Source organism: Myxococcus stipitatus DSM 14675 (assembly GCF_000331735.1).
GTDB lineage: Bacteria > Myxococcota > Myxococcia > Myxococcales > Myxococcaceae > Myxococcus > Myxococcus stipitatus.
Window position 1 is genome coordinate 9,569,662 of record NC_020126.1, and the last position, 17,875, is coordinate 9,587,536.

At 70.8% G+C, this 17,875-nt stretch carries 11 protein-coding genes; 7 read left to right on the forward strand and 4 right to left on the reverse strand.

The window, feature by feature from the left end; translation table 11 throughout:
- Window positions 1-150: 150 nt before the first annotated feature.
- Window positions 151-3,054, reverse strand: a complete 2,904-nt coding sequence (locus MYSTI_RS37105; RefSeq protein WP_015352999.1) for an Lnb N-terminal periplasmic domain-containing protein — start codon at window positions 3,052-3,054, stop codon at window positions 151-153.
- Entirely contained in the window at window positions 3,051-3,830 is a 780-nt protein-coding gene (locus MYSTI_RS45085) for a hypothetical protein (protein WP_233278082.1), read from the reverse strand. Before MYSTI_RS45085 ends, MYSTI_RS37105 begins: the two co-directional genes overlap by 4 nt.
- A gap of 497 nt (window positions 3,831-4,327) precedes the next feature.
- Between MYSTI_RS45085 and MYSTI_RS37120 the strand changes: the two genes are divergently transcribed.
- Window positions 4,328-5,452 (forward strand): response regulator transcription factor, encoded by a 1,125-nt coding sequence (locus MYSTI_RS37120; RefSeq protein ID WP_015353001.1) that lies wholly within the window; start codon window positions 4,328-4,330, stop codon window positions 5,450-5,452.
- A gap of 49 nt (window positions 5,453-5,501) precedes the next feature.
- Window positions 5,502-6,677 carry a metallophosphoesterase gene (locus tag MYSTI_RS37125; protein ID WP_015353002.1) on the forward strand — a complete coding sequence of 392 codons (1,176 nt, stop codon included), beginning with the start codon at window positions 5,502-5,504 and terminating at the stop codon, window positions 6,675-6,677.
- A 9-nt stretch (window positions 6,678-6,686) separates the two neighbouring features.
- Here MYSTI_RS37125 and MYSTI_RS37130 read toward each other — a convergent pair whose 3' ends face one another.
- Both MYSTI_RS37130 and MYSTI_RS37135 read right to left on the reverse strand, forming a co-directional pair.
- On the reverse strand, window positions 6,687-8,066 hold the full coding sequence (locus tag MYSTI_RS37130; protein WP_015353003.1) for a thioredoxin family protein: 1,380 nt from the start codon (window positions 8,064-8,066) through the stop codon (window positions 6,687-6,689).
- Between the two features lie 131 nt (window positions 8,067-8,197).
- Complete coding sequence (locus MYSTI_RS37135; RefSeq protein ID WP_015353004.1) at window positions 8,198-9,613, reverse strand: thioredoxin family protein; 1,416 nt, start codon at window positions 9,611-9,613, stop codon at window positions 8,198-8,200.
- A gap of 109 nt (window positions 9,614-9,722) precedes the next feature.
- Here MYSTI_RS37135 and MYSTI_RS37140 point away from each other — a divergent pair, with 109 nt between their 5' ends.
- The 5 genes from MYSTI_RS37140 to traB all read left to right on the forward strand — a co-directional run bounded on the left by MYSTI_RS37140 (window position 9,723) and on the right by traB (window position 17,826).
- The gene (locus tag MYSTI_RS37140) at window positions 9,723-11,468 is read left to right on the forward strand and encodes a GTPase (RefSeq protein ID WP_015353005.1); all 1,746 of its coding nucleotides are present in this window, start codon (window positions 9,723-9,725) and stop codon (window positions 11,466-11,468) included.
- A gap of 60 nt (window positions 11,469-11,528) precedes the next feature.
- Complete coding sequence (locus tag MYSTI_RS37145; protein WP_015353006.1) at window positions 11,529-12,599, forward strand: hypothetical protein; 1,071 nt, start codon at window positions 11,529-11,531, stop codon at window positions 12,597-12,599.
- Between the two features lie 110 nt (window positions 12,600-12,709).
- A complete protein-coding gene (locus MYSTI_RS37150; protein WP_015353007.1) occupies window positions 12,710-13,801 on the forward strand; it encodes a glycosyltransferase family 4 protein in 1,092 nt (363 codons plus the stop codon).
- Window positions 13,802-14,026: 225 nt separating this feature from the next.
- The gene (gene traA / locus MYSTI_RS37155) at window positions 14,027-16,195 is read left to right on the forward strand and encodes an outer membrane exchange protein TraA family protein (protein ID WP_267881041.1); all 2,169 of its coding nucleotides are present in this window, start codon (window positions 14,027-14,029) and stop codon (window positions 16,193-16,195) included.
- Complete coding sequence (gene traB / locus MYSTI_RS37160; protein ID WP_015353009.1) at window positions 16,192-17,826, forward strand: outer membrane exchange protein TraB; 1,635 nt, start codon at window positions 16,192-16,194, stop codon at window positions 17,824-17,826. The genes traA and traB overlap by 4 nt, the downstream gene beginning before the upstream one ends.
- Window positions 17,827-17,875 lie beyond the last annotated feature (49 nt).

Genomic DNA, 17,875 nt, shown 5'->3' on the forward strand with positions numbered 1-17,875 from the left:
TCTTCGCCTTCTTCGCCTTCATGGCCGGCCCCACCGAGCTGCGCATCTTCGGCGGACTGGGCTTCTGGGGCTGGGCCCTCACCTACGCCATCAGCCTGCTGATTGGCGCCGCCACGGGCGCGTACAGCCGTCCCCTGCTCTCCGACGAAATCAGCGCAGCTCCAACCCGAGTGCCAGCCGGCGCTCCGCCACGACGTTCCACTCCGTCGACGGACTCCGTGACGCGAGTGGTGACCGCGGAGCGAACGAGCCTTCCCATCGGACCTGCGCACGGGGCGTGAGCAACACCCCGAATGGCCCCACGCGGCCCAGCCACCACTCCATCTGGAGGGTGGCGGCCGCCTCATGCGTGAGGTGGGTGTCACCCAAGCGCCAGGTGGGCGCATAGGCGGCCTCCACGCGCACCGCATTGGCGCCGGAGCCCGGCAGGCCCGTGCGGTGCGCCAGCGACACGCGAGGCCCCGCGGCGGGCCGCATCATGGACTCGCCCCAGTTCATCCGAGCCAGTCCTCCCACGCCCACCGCCGTGAAGCGCGAGAAGCGCGCGCCCTCGTCCACGACGACCAGCGCCTCCGCCTGCACGGTGGCGCGGTAGGGCATCGTCCGCTCCGGATCCGACGTCACCCGCGCCTCCGCGCCCCAGCCCAAGGAGTCCCAGGCCGAGTCTCGGAACTGGGGAAGCTCCCGCTGCAAGGTGCGGTAGCCCACCAGCGTCATGTCCGTGGACACCACGCGCGGAGTCCCCCACCGAGGCTCCAGCGACAGCTCTCCATCCAGCACCCGCAGCTCGCTGCTCGACTGGAAGCCGTGTTGACGGGAGTCTCCCAGCGCCTCGGCCATGCCCGCGGTGCGCACGCTCACCACCGGTCGCGCCTCGCCCGTGCTGGGGAAGTCCATGCCCACGCTCACCACCGTGCGAGCCGCCCCCGACTCGCGCAGCGCCGACGCCGCCCACCGCGTCTCCGCGTCCACCTTGCGCCGATGGTCCGCCCCCAGGAAGGCCACCGGGTCCACCTCCGCGAACACTCCGTCGCTCAGCGTCCCTTGGGCCTCGGTGGCCTGGATGAAGGCGGCCTCGGTGCGCTCGGCCAGCACCAGCCGCTTCAGCTCCTCGGAGGTCGGCGGACGGCGGGCCGCGGTGGCCATCGCCTCCTCGAACACCGCCGTGCGGTCCAGCACCGCCAGCTTGCGCTGGAGCGCGTCCTCCCGCTCGAAGATACGTTGGCGCTCGAGGACTCCCGCCTCCGCGGCGCCCTCCACCGGGGTCTGCAAGGCGAGGAGCCGCTGACGCTCGATGGCCATCCTCTCGCCGTCCATCCGGTCCACCGCCGCGCGCTCCACTCGCACCACGTGGGCCACGTAGGCGTGCAGCGTGTCGCGCACCTCGGAGCGCCTCGCGGGCTCGGCCGAGTCGAGCACCCGCGTCACCACCTCCGGCAGCGCCTCATAGACCTGGCGCCGTGAGTCGGGGTCCGGCGACTGGAGGCGCTCATGCAGCCGCAGCAACCGCGACAGCTCCCGCGCGCCCACGTGACTCGAGAGTGACTCCAGGGCCTCGCGCCTCGCGGTGTCCGCGCGCACGGCGCGCTCCCCGGTGGACTCGAAGGCATCCGGAATCAGCTCCAGCAGCGGCCCCGCGGGCCCCTCCTTCCCCACCACCTCCACCTTCGCCAGCGCGTCGAGCGTGGCCGTGGGCAGCACCCACAACACCCCGGGCGGACGCACCTGCCGCTCCTGCTCCAGCACTCCGTTGAGCATGAAGAGGAGCGCGGTCGCGCAGTTGTCGGTGAAGAAGTAGTAGCCCATGTACCCGCGACGCTCGAGCTCCCAGATGCGCTCCAGCATCCGCTCCTCCTCGCCGCGCGTGAGGCGCAGCCGGAAGCGGCGGATGGTGCGCTGCTCCAGCTCCAGCGCCTCGTGCGTGAGGTCTCCCATCGTCCCGGTGAGGAACACGGTGTCGTACGCACCCGTCATCCCCTTCACGACGTAGTCCAGCCCCTTCGACTCCATGCCCGTGAGCGCCACGAGTTGCACGACGCGCTCGAACGAGGGGCCTCGCACCTGCGCTCCCTCGCGCCAGACCGGACGCAGCAGCAGGTGTCCGAAGAGCGACTCGGGCTGTCGTCCCGTGGCGGCGACGAGGAGGACCTCGACATGGGACAGCATGTCCTTCTCCGCCCACGCATCGAAGGCCGGGCAGACACCGCGCCCGCCCAAGGCCCCCAGGCCCGAGGACTCCACCAGCTCCGCCAGCGCGCGCGACTTGGAGAACTCCTGGCAGCGCACCTGCTCGTCCTCGGACAGCGCGTCGGCGCGCAGGGACTCCACGGGGACGAACATCTCCTCCGCGAAGGTCACCAGGTCCAGCGCCGCGCTCCCCTGTCCCAGCGCGCGGCTGAAGGCCCCCGCGAACTCCAGGCGCGACTGCTCCTTCCACACGAGCGGCCGCTCCAAGGGCTTGAGCCACCCCGACAGGCGCCGCCAGCGCACCGTCCGACTCCACTCCCGCGCCGCATCCCAGCGCCGCACCACCGCGTGCACCACCGCGCGACGGCGCCACAGTTGCTCCGACTCCACGTCCGTCAGCCGTGACATGCGCACGGTGACCCGACGCTCGGAGGACGGCGCATAGCGATAGAGGTGAAGCCGCGCGCCTTCCTCGGTCCAGTCCGGACGGGCCTCGGAGCCATCGCCCAGGCCGAGCGGCGAGGACTCCGGATGCAGGACCACCTCGAGGGGGCCTCCTGGAAAGCGGCGCATCGCGGGAGGGAGCGCGGCGAGGCCCGCTTCGATTTCGCTCACCAGGAACGCGTCCTCCGCCGCCGCGCCCGTCAGCACCCACCCCGCATGCCTCAGGGCGCGAACCCGCTCACGCAGACGCTGGAGCGAAGCACCTCCCAGCTCGGCCAGGGGCTCCCCCCGCGGGACAGGCTCGCCGGGGTGAGACGCGCTCTCGTCCCGCGCCACCCCGAGCGGGGCCCGCATCGGTTCGGGTCGCGCGCCGACAGGCAGTGCGAGCAGGAGCCCCAGCAGCCATCCCCCCCGGAGGCTCACCGCGTCACCTCGGCCGTCACCTCCTCACCTTGTGCCGCGAGGAATGCCAGACGGTCCTCATCCAGCTTCGGGTCCGTGCGCGCCAGCTCGCCCACCCGCTCCAACCAGGCCAGCGCCCGCTCGGGCGTCAGGGAGCGCGTGTCCGCCAGCGCGAGCAGCTCCCCTCGGTTGGCGCGCAGCAGCTTGCCGAACGTGCCCAGGTTCTCCCGCCGGATGTACGCCGCCGCCGCCAGGTCCTCCACCGTCGGCCCCGCGCCCAGCGCCAGGTCCTCTCGCAGCTGGTGCGTCCGAGCGCGCAAGTACACCTGCGCCGCGCGACCCACCTCCTCGGGGTTCGCCTCCCGGCGCTGCCGGCGTCGCTCCGCCGAGACAGCCACGCGCCAGATGACCACGCCCAACCCGATCACCGTCGCCGCCAGCGTCGTCGCCGACAGCACCCGCCCGTTGTTCTTCTCGCTGTTGCTCGACTCGGAGCGGGAATCCGTCCCGTCCTCCCCGCTGCTCTTCGACTCGCTGGAGCCCTCTTCGCCGCTGCTCTTCGACTCGCTCGAGCCCCCCTCACCCGAGCTGTTCCCCGACCCCTCGGCCCCCTTCGACGAATCGCCCGAGCCCTTCGACGAATCCCCGGACCCCTTCGACGAGTCCCCCGAGCCATCCGAGGAGCCATTCGAGGCGCTCACATCCCCGCCCCCCGCCGCGTTGGGCGTCGCGCACCCCGTCACCCCCACCACCACCGCCATCACCAGCGCCAACCCCGTCGAGCTTTTTGTTGTCATCCCAAACACCCTCCTGAAGGAGCATTCGTTCGCGCGAGCGAATGGCAGACACGGTCCACCCACACGGCACGAATACATTTTCACGGACTCGTTAGCCAGTGACGTGCCGAGAACCGGACAGAGGAGTTACGCGGGCTTGCAACCAGGCACCCCGGCCAGGCGCGAAACGGACGGCCCAGCAAGTGCGTCACGGGCTTCGCGCCAGCGGAGGTGGGACACGCTCGCGGGAGGGAAGGGCAACGCGCCGGGCATCGACTTTCGACCCCGGCGCGCGCTCACTTGCAACCTACCGCGAAAGGCCCTCCCCCCCGGTGGGCCTGCTCTTCATTGTCACGCCGGACACATGCCGATTTCCATCCGGGGAACCCCTGATGTCACAATCCACCCAGACACCCGGGCCCGCGGGGCATGTCACAGACCAATGCTTAACAAATGCAGACTCCACATCCTGGCGGAATAGTGGGAGCCACGCATTGCCATCGTATACTCAGGATACCTTGATTCGTTTGAATTCCGAGGAACAGCGTATCCTGGCGGATCTGGAAGCCCTGCTCGTCGAAGCAGAGCCGGGTTCAGAATCCCTGCCCACGGTGCTGGGGGCCCTGCGCGAGTCGCTGAAGGCGGAGCGCGCGGTGGCCTACGGCGTCGACGTGGGGCCTGACCGCTATCATATCAGTTACTCCCACAGCTCGGGCTTTCCCCAGCAGCCCGGAGGAGTCTTCGAGGCGCTGGAGAGCTTCCTGTCGGACCGGGAGAGCCTTTGGGGCTGGTATGACCCCGCACGTCCGGCGCCGGCGCAGCGCAACCGGGCGCTGCACTTCCGCTCGCTCCAGGAGTCGGAGGCGCGGCAGATGCCCTTGCATGACCTGCCCGCCTACGAAGTCGGGCGGCGTCTGGGATTGACCGAGGGCGAGCTGGAGTCGCAGCGCGAGCGGGTCAACGTCCGCTCCGGCGCGGTGTTCCGGCAGCTGGGCATGGAGCGGATGGCCTTCCTGCGCACGCTGGTGTGCGAAGGGCCGGCGCTCCTGGGCTGGCTGGGCTTGATGCGCGAGGAGCCCTTCACCGAGCGCGAGCAGCGCGTGCTCCAGGCGCTGACGCCCACGCTGCAGCGGCGGCTGACGATGGAGACGCGGCTGCGCGAGTCGGGGCTGATGTCCACCGCGCTGGAAGTGGCCATGGAGGCGCTGGGCCGCGCGGCCTGGGTCGTCAGTGGCAGCGGGCGGGTGGTGCACGCCAACAGCGCGGGCCGCGTCTGGTTGGAGCGGGGCGAGCCGGAGCTGATGGAGCAGCTGCGGCGAGGTGCCCAGGGCATTCCGTGCTCGGGGCCGCTGACGCTCACGCCGCTGCGCACGCCGGGGTTGCCCTCGCACTACCTGGCCATCGACTCGGGCACGGCCTCCAGCGCCGCCGCGCGAGTGCAGGCCCTGGCCGCCCGCTGGTCGCTCACGGCGCGCGAGTCGGAGGTCCTCACGCACATCGTCCAGGGTGAGACGAACAAGTCCATCGCCGGCAGGCTGGGCTGCGCCGAACGCACCGTCGAGGTCCACGTCACGCACCTGCTCGCCAAGGCCCACGTGGAGAGCCGCTCCGCGCTCATCGCGCGCTTCTTCCAGACGTCCTGAAGCCCCCGCCCGGCGCAAGGCCCCACGTCCGCGTGGGGGCGTGCCTAGAATGGGCGGAGTGAACACACCTCGAGACGCCCTCATCCAGGCCGCCCGCACCCGTGCGCGACACGCGGTGGAGGCAGGGCCCCGCTCCACGCCACCTGACGGTGTCCCTCGCCGACGGCGGCTCGTCCTCGGGGACCCGCAAGCGCCCTGCGACAAGGTCCTGCGCATCCTGGAGCACCACGGCCTCCTGGGTGAGGACGGCGGGCTGAGGCCCGACGTGCAGCTCATCTCGGTGGGCGACCACTTCGACTGGGGCCCGCCCTCCGAGCGCGACGCCGCGGCCGAGAGCGCGCTGGCGCTGGTGGCGTGGCTCGCCTCGCATCCCGCCGACCAGGTCATCATGCTCCTGGGCAACCACGACCTGGGACGCGTGGGGGAGCTGGCCGGCTTCGATGACGCCCGCTTCGCCGCGGCCCAGGCGGAAGCGGACCGCATCTATCAACACGGCGTCACCGATGAGGCCGGCGAGCGGGCCTTCCTGGAGCGCTGGCCCCAGGTGCCCACGGCGGAGCTGGTGGCGCGCGACTTCGGCAACTTCCGTCAGGCCCAGCGAGACTGGGTGGAGCACCTCTTGCGCGTGCGCCGCTTCCGCGCCGCGCACGTCGCGGGCACGGGCCTGCTGGTGCTGCACGCGGGCGTCACGCATGAGGACCTGGAGGTGACGGGCCTCGCGCGCGAGCACCACGCGGATGCCCACGCGGTGGCCCAGGCGCTCAACACCGTGGTCGACGAGCGCGTCGCGGGCTGGACAGGGGGCCGGCTGGAGCTGCCGGGCCTGCACCACCCGGGGGATGCCGCCTCGGGCGAGGGCACGGGCATCTTCTATCAGCGCCCCAGCCTGAAGCCGGAGGACGCGGAACGCACGCGCCAGACACCTCGGCGGCGCTTCGACCCTCGGCGGATTCCCTCGGGGCTGACCCAGGTGCTGGGACACACGCGAGACAAGCGCATCCGCGAGCTGATGGGCGTCACCTCGGGCGCGGCGCGCGACGGCGTGGTGCGCCACCTCGTGACGGACGGAGCGCGGGTCACGTGCGCGCACGGAGCACCCCCGCCGACGGGCGCGGCGGAGGCGGTGCTCGTCTTCGTCGATGGAGGCATGAGCCACTGCCCCGTCGAGGACTACGAGCTGTTCGACCTGGACACGCGCGCCGCCGTGCGTGCGGCGGCGCGCTGACCACCTTCGCTACTTCGGCGAAGGCGCGGCCGTCGCCTGGAGCTCGGTGAGCTTCTTCTCCAGGCTCTTCACCTGACGCGCCGACACCTGCGCCGCGGGCAGCGTCTTGGCGTAGGTGAGGGCCTCCTCCAGCGTCTTCGTCGCCGTGGCGGAGTCCTTGCGCGCGACGAGGATGTCCACGCGGGTGGACAGCACGGAGAGCCGGCGGGCGCCCTGCACGAGCACCAGGGCGCGGTCGCTCGCGGCGAGCGCCTCGTCCAGGCGGCCCAGGTTCTTGAACACCGAGGCCAGGCGCGCGGGCGGGTTGTAGTCCTTCGGCAGGTCCTTCTCGCTCTGCTGCAGCGCGGGGATGACGCGGTCCACCTGCCCCAGCTTCATCGCGGCCGAGACGCGGTGCGAGTCGAACACGGCGCGGGCCTCGGCGTTGGGCGCCTTCGCGGCCTCGCCCTCCAGGTACGCCAGCCACTCCTGGGCGAGCACCTTCACGCCGGCCTCGTCCTTGGCGGCCTTGCGCGCGGCGATTCGCGAGTCGTACAGGCCCGAGACGTCGTCACCGGCCATCTGGATGGCGGGCGGCCCCATGGCCTCCACCACCTTGGCCTCGAGCGCGGTGCGCAGCGCCGTGACCCCCTCCGCGCCGTCCGGAACCATCAGCGAGCACATCAGGCCCGTCGCCGCGCTGTTGGCCCACGACAGCGAGCGAGGCGTGCTCGGGAGCAATTCCAGCGCCTTCGTCGCGCACTCCTTCGCCTTGGCCTCGTCGAACGTGGAGTACAGCACCATCAGCAGCGACTCCAGCGCGCGGCCCCGGCGGGACCAGTCGGCGGGGGCCTCGGCCAGCGCCTCCGTCAGCGCCTCCGCGGCCTCTGCCGGGCGGCCCTCTCCGGACAGCGCGTCACCGCGCGCCAGGAGCGCCTCCGCGCCCGTGACACCGCCCTTGTAGGCGCGCTCGCCGTCCTCGAAGAGCTTCACCAGTTGGTCCACGGTGGCGCTGCCCGCGAAGCGCAGCAGCGGCTTCTCCGCGCGCGGGTCGATGATGAACAGCGTGGGCCAGAACTCGATGGGGAACTTCTCCTGGAACGCCGCGTTCTGCGTCAGGTCCGTGTTCACCTGCAGCCAGACGAAGCGGTCCGCGTGCGCGGCCAGGGACTTGTCCGACAGGACGTTCGCCTTCATCGAGCGACACGTGTGGCACCACGGCGCCCAGACGTCGACGAAGAGCGGCACGCCCTTCGCCTTCGCTTCCGCGAGCGCGCGCGAGTAGTCGTCATCGATGAACGGCAGTGGGGCACCAGCGTGCGTCGCGTCCGCGGACACGGGCGTGTTCGTGTTCGCGGCGGTGCAGGCGACGAGCCCCGAGAGCAGCAGGCAAGCGGCGAGATAGCGCATGGCGCGCACCCTACCGCGCCCCCATGCCGCTGTCCCTCGGTGACATCCACCAGGCAAGGACCCAGGCCCTCCCCCGCCGCTCCTCCTGGTGGGTGCTCACACGCACAGAGGCACCCACCTCGCGGGAGGGACTACTTCGGCGGCGCGACCTGGAGTGGCTTCGACGGCGCGACCTGGGGTGGCGCCTCGAGTTTGGCGAGCTCTCGTTTCAGGGACGAGACAGAGCACATGGGCCGCTGCACATCGGGCAGGGACTCCGCGTAGGCGAGGGCGTCCCGCAGCGTCCGCGAGGCGGTGGCGGTGTCGTTGCGCTCCTTGAAGATGAGGGCCCGGAGGCCCATCACGGCGACCCGGCGCGGGCCCTGCGCGACCACCAGGGCGCGGTCCGTCGCGGCGATGGCGTCCTCCAGCCGTCCCTGGGCCTGGTAGAGCTGCGCGAGCCGCAGAGGGGCGGTGGAATCCCGGGGGAACTCCTTCTCGCTCTGCATCAGCGCGGGGATGGCTCGCTCCGGTGTCTTCAGCCGGATGGCGACGTGCGACCGATGCGAGTCGAGGAGGGCGCGAGCCGAGGGAGTGGGCGCCTTCGCGGCCTCCGCCTCCAAGTACGTCATCCACTCGCTCAGAGCCTTCCTGCTTCCGGGCTCGTCCTTGGCCGCCTCGCGCGCCCAGATTTGAATCTGGATCAACCGGGAGCGGTCGTCCGCGGTCAGCTCGACGGTGGGCAGGCTCATGGCCTCGATGAGCTTCTCCTCCAACGCGCCCTGCAGGACCTCCAGGCCCGTCGCCTCGGGCTCGTTCGGGAAGATGGACAGCGCGCAGGTCAGCCCACGCCGCGCGCCATGAGTCCACGCCAGCGAACGGGGCGTGCCTGGCAGCACCTCCAGCGCCTTCGTCGCGCACGCCTTCATTCCGGGCGCGTCATACGTTTCGGCGAGCGCCCCCAGCAGCGTCAGCACCACCCGTCCCCGGTGAGACCAGTCAGCGGGGGCCGTGGCCAGCACTTCGCTCAACACCTTGGCGGCCTCGACCACACGGTTCTGGGCGTACAGCGCATCCCCTTGCGCCAGGAGCGCCTCCAGGCCCGTGGCGCTTCCCTTGTAGGCGCGCTCGCCGTCGTCGAGGAGCTGCTCGAGCTCGGCTTCATCCAGGGTGTCGTGGAAGCGCAGGAGCGCCTTCTCCTCGCGTGGGTCGAGGACATACAGCGTGGGGGAGGACTCGATGGGGTACTTCCCCAGGAAGGCCGCGTTCTGGCTCAAGTCCGTGGTGACCTCCAGCCAGACGAAGCGGTCGGCATGGCGGCCCAGCGATGGGGAGGACAGGACGTGGGCCTTCATCAAGCGGCAGGTGACGCACCCGCTCGCCAGCGCGTGGACGAAGAGAGGCACGCCCTTCGCCTTCGCTTCCGCGAGCGCGCGCTCGTAGTCGTCCTGGATGAAGGTCAACGGCTCCGCGGCGCGTGTCTGCTCCGTGCGCTCCCTCACGCCCGTGGTCGCGGCGGTACAGGCGACGAGCCCCAGCAGCAAGAAGCAAGCGGAATAGGTGCGCATGCCTCGGACCCTAGCGTGGGGCCTTTTCCTGCCTCGAAACCGACATCCAATCCGCAAGCATCTGGGCACTCGCGCTCGCGCGTGCTCTGGTGTGCGCGGACCTCCGCCGATGACGAGAGACCCCTACACCCTTCGTGACGCACTCGCCTCCGCGCTGGAGGCGCTCCCCGCGCCCGAGCGCTTCCCCGAGCCCTCCGACGCGGACCTGGCCCGGCGACTGGCGGAGCGCCTGCGCCGGGACCTGCTGCCCCGCATGGGCTCCGCGGACGCGCCGCTGTTGCTGGTGGCCATCGCCGGCCCCAACAACGTGGGCAAGTCCACCCTGTTCAACGCGCTGGTGGGCTCGTCCCTGTCCCCCGCGAGGCCCGAGGGCGGACTGACCAAGCAGTGCCTCGCGGCGGCGCATCCGGAGACATGGACCGGCGCGCTGAAGGACTTCCTCACCCGCCGCTACGACACGGTGCCGGTGGCCCCAGGCGACGCGGCCCCCGTGGACCAGCCGGGCCCCGCGGGGCGGCTGTACCTGGTGCTGGCCGACGCGGTGCCTCGGGGCCTGCTCGTCATGGACACGCCGGACTTCGACAGCGTGTACCGGGAGAACCGCGAGCGCGCCGAGGCCCTGCTCGTCACGGTGGACGTGCTCGTCTTCGTGGTGAGCCGGCAGACGTACCAGAACGCGGCGCTGGTGGACTTCCTGCGCGCGGCCGTGGGCCATGGACGGCCGTACCTGCTCGTCTACAACGAGGCCTCGCGTGAAGAGGTCGCGCGAGGCCACCTGGACAAGCTGGCCTCCGACGTGGGGCATCCTCCGCTGGCGAGGTACCTGGCCCCGCATCAGCCGGACGTCGAGGCGGGCCTGCGGCCCCTGGCGACCGAGCCCCTGGATGGACGCCCCGCGCTGAGCGCCCTGCTGGGCCAGGCCGAGCACGCGCGCGAGCTGAAGGCCCGGGCGCTGGAGGCTTCCCTGGCGGATGCACGCGCGGAGATGGAGTCCGTGGCGCGCGCGGCGACCCGGGCCGCGAGCGAGCCGGAGCGGCTTCGTCAGCGGCTGCGGCACGAGCTCGAGAGCGTGGGCGCCACCGCGGCGCTCAAGGCGGTGCCCGCGGACGTGCTCATCGACGCCTTCCGCGACGAGCTGGATGCACGCAGCCAGTTCCACAAGTGGGTGCGCCTGCCCTTCCGAGGGTTGGCCACGGCGCTCACCTTCGTGAGCCGCAAGGTGCGCCAGTCCTTCACCGGGCCCGAGCCCGAGGGCACCCAGACGCCGTCGCTCGCGGTGGACGCGACGCTGACGGACGGGGTGCGGCGGCTGGTGGAGGCCTTCGCTCCGGAGGTGGCGGCGTGGCGGGGGGACGCGCGGACGCGCGAGAAGCTGGCCGAGGCCTTCGGTGCCTCGACGCTGTCGAAGCTGGAGGAGCCGCTGGGCTTCGAGTCCCTGCATGCGCACGCGGCGGACCGGGCCACGCTGTACGGCTACTGCCGCGAGCTGGTGGCGGCCGAGCTCCAGGGCGGCATGCGCGAGGAGCTGCTCCAGGCGCTGACGACGCTGGTGTACTCGGTGCCCTCGGGCGCGGCGGCGGCGGTGACGGTGGCCACGGGCGGCTTCGGCCATGACGCGGTGGTGTGGGCGGGCACGCTCCTGTCCACGCCGCTGATGGAGCGGTTCGTGGACCTGCTGGGCGCCCAGGTGCGAGCCCGCGTCACCCGGCGGTGGGCCGACGCCCATGGCTCCACCCTGGCCCGGGCCCTGGAGGCGCGCTTCTTCTCGGGCGTGCTGGGGCACCTGGACGGGCTGGCGGACGACTGGAAGCACACCGCCACCCGGCTGGAGGCCGCGAGAGGAGCGCTCGCTTGAGACCCCTCACCTCATTCCATTCGTGCGTGCGCGGCGACAATGCGCCATGCTGAGTGAGTCATGAATGGCTCGGACCCCGGAATACCGGGTTCTCCCCCTCCGATTCTCTCCTTCCGCCATCTGCTGACCGACGCTGTCGGTACGTTCCTGGACGAAGCCGGGATGTCGTGCGCCCAGTCGGCCGACGCCATCGGCGAGCTCATCGTCACGCTGTCGCGCTACCGCGAGGAAGGCGCGCCGCTGTTCCCCATGGCCTTCGTGGGGGATGACCTGGGGCAGATGCTCTCGCTGCTCGGCGGGCACGACCCCATCGCCATCGGCATCGGGCCTCGCTCGCGAGCCACCGTCCAGCGCGCCCTCAAGCAGTGTGCGCCCCTGGGCCAGGGCCGGTGGTGGGCGCTGTACCTGTTGAGGGTGCCGGAGGGCTTCGCCTACGGCGTCTTCCGCACGGACCCCTTCCCGCTCGCGGAGTCTCCGCTGGAGCGGCTGCGCCGGACGGAGGAGACCCACGCCGGGGTGGTGGGCGTGCTCCAGTTGGCGGAGAACATGCTGGAGCTGCGCGCGGGCGGCGGGCTGTGCCGGCACGTGTACCTGTCGGGCGCGAGGGTGGAGGCGGCGTCACCGCCCGCGGTGCTCAACGAGCTGGCGGAGGCCATCACCGAGGGCGTGGCGAGCGCCAGCCGTGAGCGGGCGCGCGGGTTCTTCCGCCGGGTCCTGTTCGAGGTGATGCAGGCGTCCCATGGGACGCTGGTGGCGGTGCTGCCTCGGGAGCGGGCGGGCTCATCGCTCTTCGTGGATGGCATCATCCTGCCGCGCCCGCTGGACATCGTGGCGCTGCTGGACCGCTACCATGTCGACCCCACGGACGCGGCGGCCACGGCGGTGCGAGCCACCGGCCAGCTCCTGCGAGGGATGATGGCGACCGACGGCATCACCGTGCTGCGCGCGGATGGCTGCATCGTCGGGTACAACATCTTCGTCCGCCATCCGGAGTCGCTCGCGCATCAGCCCTCCGTCGTCGGCGGCGCGCGGAGGCGCACGTACGAAGTGCTGTGCGCGGCCGTCGGCACCGAGCTCACCACCGCGTTCATCCGCTCCCAGGATGGCGACGTGGCGTGCCGCAAGGCGTAGCCGCCACGGGCGGGCTCGGGCGCGCGAGCCTTCAAGGAATTGTCAGACAGGGCGTCCGTGCGACGCGTCCGCCGCGAAATGGCATGCCCTTCGCAGTGCGCGCACGGAACATGAATTTCGTTTTCGTGGGGACGAGCCTGGGCGCGCGGGGAACAGAAACCCATCTGGTGTGCCTGGTCCAGGCACTGGTCCGCGCCGGGCATCACGTGGTCACCGTGGCACGAGAGGGGGGCTACATCGCCCGGGAGTTCCGGGCCCAAGGTCTCCCCGTGGAACCCGGTGTCTTCCGGAACGCCGCAGATTTTCGTGGCCTGCTCAGTGTTTCACGAGCCATCCGTCGCACCCGGCCGCACTGGCTGGTGGGCAGCTTCGGCCACGAGTACTGGCCCGTGCTCGCGATGGGCGCATGGACGGGGACCCCCGTCGCGCTCTTCCGACACCTCAACAGCCGGCTCAAGGCGATGTCTCGCCGGCTCCTCCCCCGATGGGCTCGGCGCTTCATCGTCGTGTCCGAGGCCATGCGCTCGAACCTCGTCGCCCAGGGGGTGCCCTCCGAGCGCATCCAGTGCCTCTACAACCCTGTGGATGTCGACCACTTCCGCGTGGATGAGGCGGAGCGCGCCGCGGCACGAGAGGCGCTCGGCGTCGGAGAGCAGGAGGTGCTCGTCGGCTTCGTGGGCGCGCTGAAGCCCGAGAAGGGCGCCTTCCGATTGGCCGAGGCCTTCAATCGAGCCATGCCCCAGAGCCCCCACCTGCGGGCGCTCTGGGTGGGCGAGGAGGCGGCCCATGCGCACCTGCGCCAGCGCTTCTCTCCGGGCCTCCAGGACCGGCACATCTTGAAGGGTTGGACCCGCGACATGCGGACGCTGTACGCGGCCATGGACGTGGCCACGATGCCCTCGGAGTGGGTCGAGCCCTTCGGGCGGGTCTCCATCGAAGCCCAGGCCTGTGGAGTCCCCGTACTCGCGAGCCGGATTGGCGGCCTGCCCGAGACCCTGCTCGAGGGACGCACAGGCCTCCTCCTCCCCCCGGGCGACGTCGCCGCGTGGAGTGACGCGCTCGTCACCCTGGCGCGGATGGAGCCCGCTCAGCGCCGGAGCATGGGAGAAGCAGGGACCCGGTTCGTTCGGGAGCGCTTCGCGGCGGAGCGCATCTCACGCGAGTTCATCTCCCTGCTGGAGTCGTCCGGCGCCCAGGTGTGAGCCACGCTGTTACATGAGCACAGAGCTTGCTTACCCCGCAATCCATGGAGGCATCGGGCTCGATTCGTCAGGTGGTTGCCGCAACCCGAGCCGCATCTGCACGCGTGACGACAACCTCACGAGACTGGCGCCGGAGCGACTTCGTCATACCCACCGGATTGCTCCGCTCCCGGAATTGCGCTTGTCAGGGGGTTCGACGATGCTTCCCGGATTGTGGATTCCCCCTTGTCCCGCCTCGCGCGATTCGCGCTCGCCGTCCTATCGGTGTGCCTCGTTTCCGCCCCCGCCTGGGGCCAGAAGCTGCCGGATGTCGTCGTTACAGGCCCCGCCATTGCTCCAGCGCTGAGCACTGATGGCCAGGGCATGTGCGTCGCGTCCAATATCTGGAGGCGAGACCCTGGAGAATTCCCACAGTCGCAAGGGACGTACATCGACGTGCTCAACGGGTTTCTTGAAGAGCCCGCCAGCAAGCAGAGCCGCGTCACCACCGTCCTTCGCACCCCGTTCGACCTGTCCAACAACCTCAACGACGGTCGCACGCTGAGCTACGGCGACTTCGTGAATCAGGTCACCGCCCCGGGCTGCGCTATCGGTGGATGCAGCTTCAACATCATCAACGACAACGACGTGATGACATCGTTTGTCTCACGCTTTCGCGGCTATCTGAACGTGCCGCCCAACCTCGCTGGGCAGCCACTTCATTTCGCCTCTTACGTGGACGATGCCGTCAGCTTCGTCATCTATGACCGCATCCAGTCCTATGTGGTCATCAACCGCCCTCCGAGGATTGGGTTTCCGACCTGGCGCACCACCAACAGCGTGATGTTCAGCCAACCGGGGCTCTACGCTGTCGAGGTTCTCTACACGCAGATTGGTGAACACGCCGCGCTCGAGATGTCGATGCTCAATGGAGCCTTCGGGGACTTCGAGCGCGCGGCCAACAGTCCGCCCATCGTCAACCTCTACTCCTCCAACTTCCAGCTGCTCCAGCCCGCGCAGTTCTTCCAGACGGAGAACGGGCTCCCCTCGTTCGCGAGCGACCCGAACCGCTGCGAGCAGTGCGCACGCGCCAACGTCAACGCGCCCAACAACGGCACCTGCAGCGACAACTACTACTGCAACTCCGCTGCACTCTGCGCGCCCTGTGACACCGCCCTCCGCTGCGGAGCCAAGTGCTCCCCGTGCGGCGTCTCCTTCCCCTTCTGCGCGAACATCAACGGCGGCAACACCTGCGTCCAATGCACGGAAGACTCACAGTGCGCAAACGGCCGCTGTGACCTGACCGACAACATGTGCCGCGGTTGCAACGACGACACGGACTGCCCGAACACCGGCCGCTGCGACCCCGCGACCAACCAGTGCTCAGGCTGCAACGACGACTCCGACTGCCCCGGCGCCACCTGCGACGAGCCCACCGCCACCTGCGTCCAGTGCACCGAGGACACGCACTGCCCCAACGGCCAGGTCTGCGTCCCCGGCCTGAACCAGTGCCGTGAGTGCAACGACGACTCGCAATGCGACCGCGGTGAAATCTGCACCAACAACCAATGCGTCCCGTGCGCCACCGATGGCGCCTGCGCGGGCAACTCCTGCAACTGCTGCCCCGGCGGCACGCAGTGCGCCGCGCTGACGCCGGGCGCCTCGCCCTCCTGCGTCGAGTGCACCACCGATTCCCAGTGCGGCGAAGGTCAGAAGTGCGACCCGCTCAACGGCCGCTGCGTCACCGAAATCCCCGAGTGCAACACCGCCTCCGCCTGCGGCCCCTCCTGCGCCACGTGCCCCGGTGACCGTCCCTACTGCCTCGACGGCCAGGTCTGCGTGCAGTGCCGCACCGACCTGGAATGTGGAGGCGGACAGTTCTGCGTGAGCGGCGAGTGCAGCGCGTGCACCACGGACAAGCACTGCGGCACCCGCTGCGAGGCCTGTGACGTGGACGCGCCCTTCTGCCTCTCCGACGGCTCTCCCCAGGGCAGCAGCTGCGTCGGCTGTCGCACCAACGAGGACTGCGGCAGCGGCCAGTGCAACCCGACCACTCGCACCTGCGAGAACGCGGGCGCCTGCGCCGTCACCTGCGACGCGGGCCTCGTCTGCGACGGCGCCGCCTGCGTCCAGTGCTTCGCCGACGCCCACTGCCCTTGCGGCGGGACCTGCGACCTGGGCTCCAACACCTGCACCACCTCGTGCGAGAACAGCGGCGACTGCCTCGGCGTCCAGCACTGCTCGGCGAAGACGCAGCAGTGCGAGCGCGGACGGCGCAAGCCCGGCACCGACCCCCAGGGCGGCGCCTTCTGCTGCGGCACCACCGCCAACGCCACCCCGGCGGGCAGCGCCACCGTCCTCTTCTTCCTCGCCGCCGGCCTCCTGCTCCTGCGCGCCCAGCGCCGCGTCCGATGAACTCCTTCCGACTACCGCTCCTCGTCCTGGCGCTGGGAGGAGCCACGCTCGCCTCCGCCCAGCCCGACACCCGCTTCGACGTGCAGATGTTCCGCCCGTCGGGCGCGCCCCAGGACCTGGTCCTCGTCTCCCAGTCGCGCCCGCTCTCCCACCTGTCCGTCGCCGCCGGCCCGTACTTCAGCTACTCGCTCAATCCCCTCACCCTCGTCCCCGAGGGCGGTGACCTCGAGAAGATCAGCCTGGTGGGCAACCGCCTCCAGCTCGACGTCATGGCCATGGTGGGCCTGTTCGACTGGGCCGAGATTGGCGTCGACATGCCGCTCATCCTCGCGCAGGGCGGACAGAACCTGGAGGTCATCGGCACCGAGGGAAGCGTCGAGAGCTTCGTGCTGGGCGACCTGCGCCTCTCCGGCAAGGTGGCCGTCCCCGGCCTGCGCCGCCCCGCCGAGGGCAAGGGCTGGGGCGCCGCGCTCACCCTCAACGTCAGCTTCCCCACCGGCGCCCAGGACGCGTTCGCCGGAGAAGGCGAGCTCACCTGGGCCCCGGGCCTCGTCGTGGACTACCGCTTCGGCAACGGCATCCTGCTGGCGCTCAACGGCGGCTTCTGGAAGCGCCCGGACCGCGTCTTCGACGGGGTGGCCATCGGCGACATGATGCCCTTCGGCGTCGGCGCGGAGGTTCCCATCCTCCGAGGCAGCGGCATCACCGCGCTGGGCCTCGTCAGCGGCGCGGTGGGACTCAAGAAGGCCCCGGGCACCGAGCGACAGGTCCCCGCGGAGCTGCTCATCGGCCTGCGCTGGTACAGCTCCACCGGCGTGACGTTCACCTTCGGCGGTGGCGCGGGCTGCGGCTGCTCGCTGGCGTCCCCCACGCTCAGCTTCTTCACGTCCATCATCTGGATTCCGGCCAAGACGCGCGAGTGGGAGGCCCTGGAGCGCTTCAAGGAGCCCCCCGAGCCCACGCCGCCGCCTCCGCCTCCCATCGACCCGGATGGCGACTCGGTGATTGGCACGGGCGACAAGTGCCCGGACGTGGCCGGCCCCGTGGAGAACGCGGGCTGCCCGGACACGGACCGCGATGGCGACGGCATCGTGGACCGCCTCGACCGGTGCCCGGAGTTCCCGGCCGGAAGCCGTGGCCGAGAGGGCTGCCCCCTGGCGCGCCAGAGCCGGAACAAGATCGTCATCCTGGAGCAGGTGAACTTCGCCACGGACCAGGACGTCATCCTCTCGGAGTCCTTCCCCATCCTGGAGGAGGTCGCGCGGGTGATGAACGAGAACCCGCAGATGGACCGCGTGCTGGTGGAGGGCCACACGGACTCGCGCGCGAGCGACGCGTACAACCTGGACCTGTCGCGCCGCCGCGCCTCCAGCGTGAGGCGCTTCCTGGTGGAGACGGGCGTGGCGGCGGACCGGGTGTGCTCGCAGGGCTTCGGCCGCAGCCAGCCGTTGTCCGACAACGAGACGGAAGAAGGCATGGCCCTCAACCGCCGCGTCGAGTTCACCATCCAGCCGCCGAGCGACGGCCCCCGCCCGCCCTGCCCCGAGGACGCCGCGAACAAGAAGGGCAAGCGCTCCCGCCCGAAGGCTCCGGGCTCGCAGACGAAGTCCGGGACCGAGCCCAAGCCGTAGTTCCCAGCCCGGCGCCCTCCCCCTGTCAGGGGAGCGGCGCCGCGGGGCG

Bases quoted from the DNA above. Each gene is read 5' to 3' on its own strand.
- MYSTI_RS45085 (WP_233278082.1), bottom strand. From the start codon at position 3,830: ATGACAACAAAAAGCTCGACGGGGTTGGCGCTGGTGATGGCGGTGGTG.
- MYSTI_RS37125 (WP_015353002.1), top strand. From the start codon at position 5,502: ATGGGCGGAGTGAACACACCTCGAGACGCCCTCATCCAGGCCGCCCGC.
- MYSTI_RS37130 (WP_015353003.1), bottom strand. From the start codon at position 8,066: ATGCGCTATCTCGCCGCTTGCCTGCTGCTCTCGGGGCTCGTCGCCTGC.
- MYSTI_RS37135 (WP_015353004.1), bottom strand. From the start codon at position 9,613: ATGCGCACCTATTCCGCTTGCTTCTTGCTGCTGGGGCTCGTCGCCTGT.
- MYSTI_RS37140 (WP_015353005.1), top strand. From the start codon at position 9,723: ATGACGAGAGACCCCTACACCCTTCGTGACGCACTCGCCTCCGCGCTG.
- MYSTI_RS37145 (WP_015353006.1), top strand. From the start codon at position 11,529: ATGAATGGCTCGGACCCCGGAATACCGGGTTCTCCCCCTCCGATTCTC.
- MYSTI_RS37150 (WP_015353007.1), top strand. From the start codon at position 12,710: ATGAATTTCGTTTTCGTGGGGACGAGCCTGGGCGCGCGGGGAACAGAA.
- traB (WP_015353009.1), top strand. From the start codon at position 16,192: ATGAACTCCTTCCGACTACCGCTCCTCGTCCTGGCGCTGGGAGGAGCC.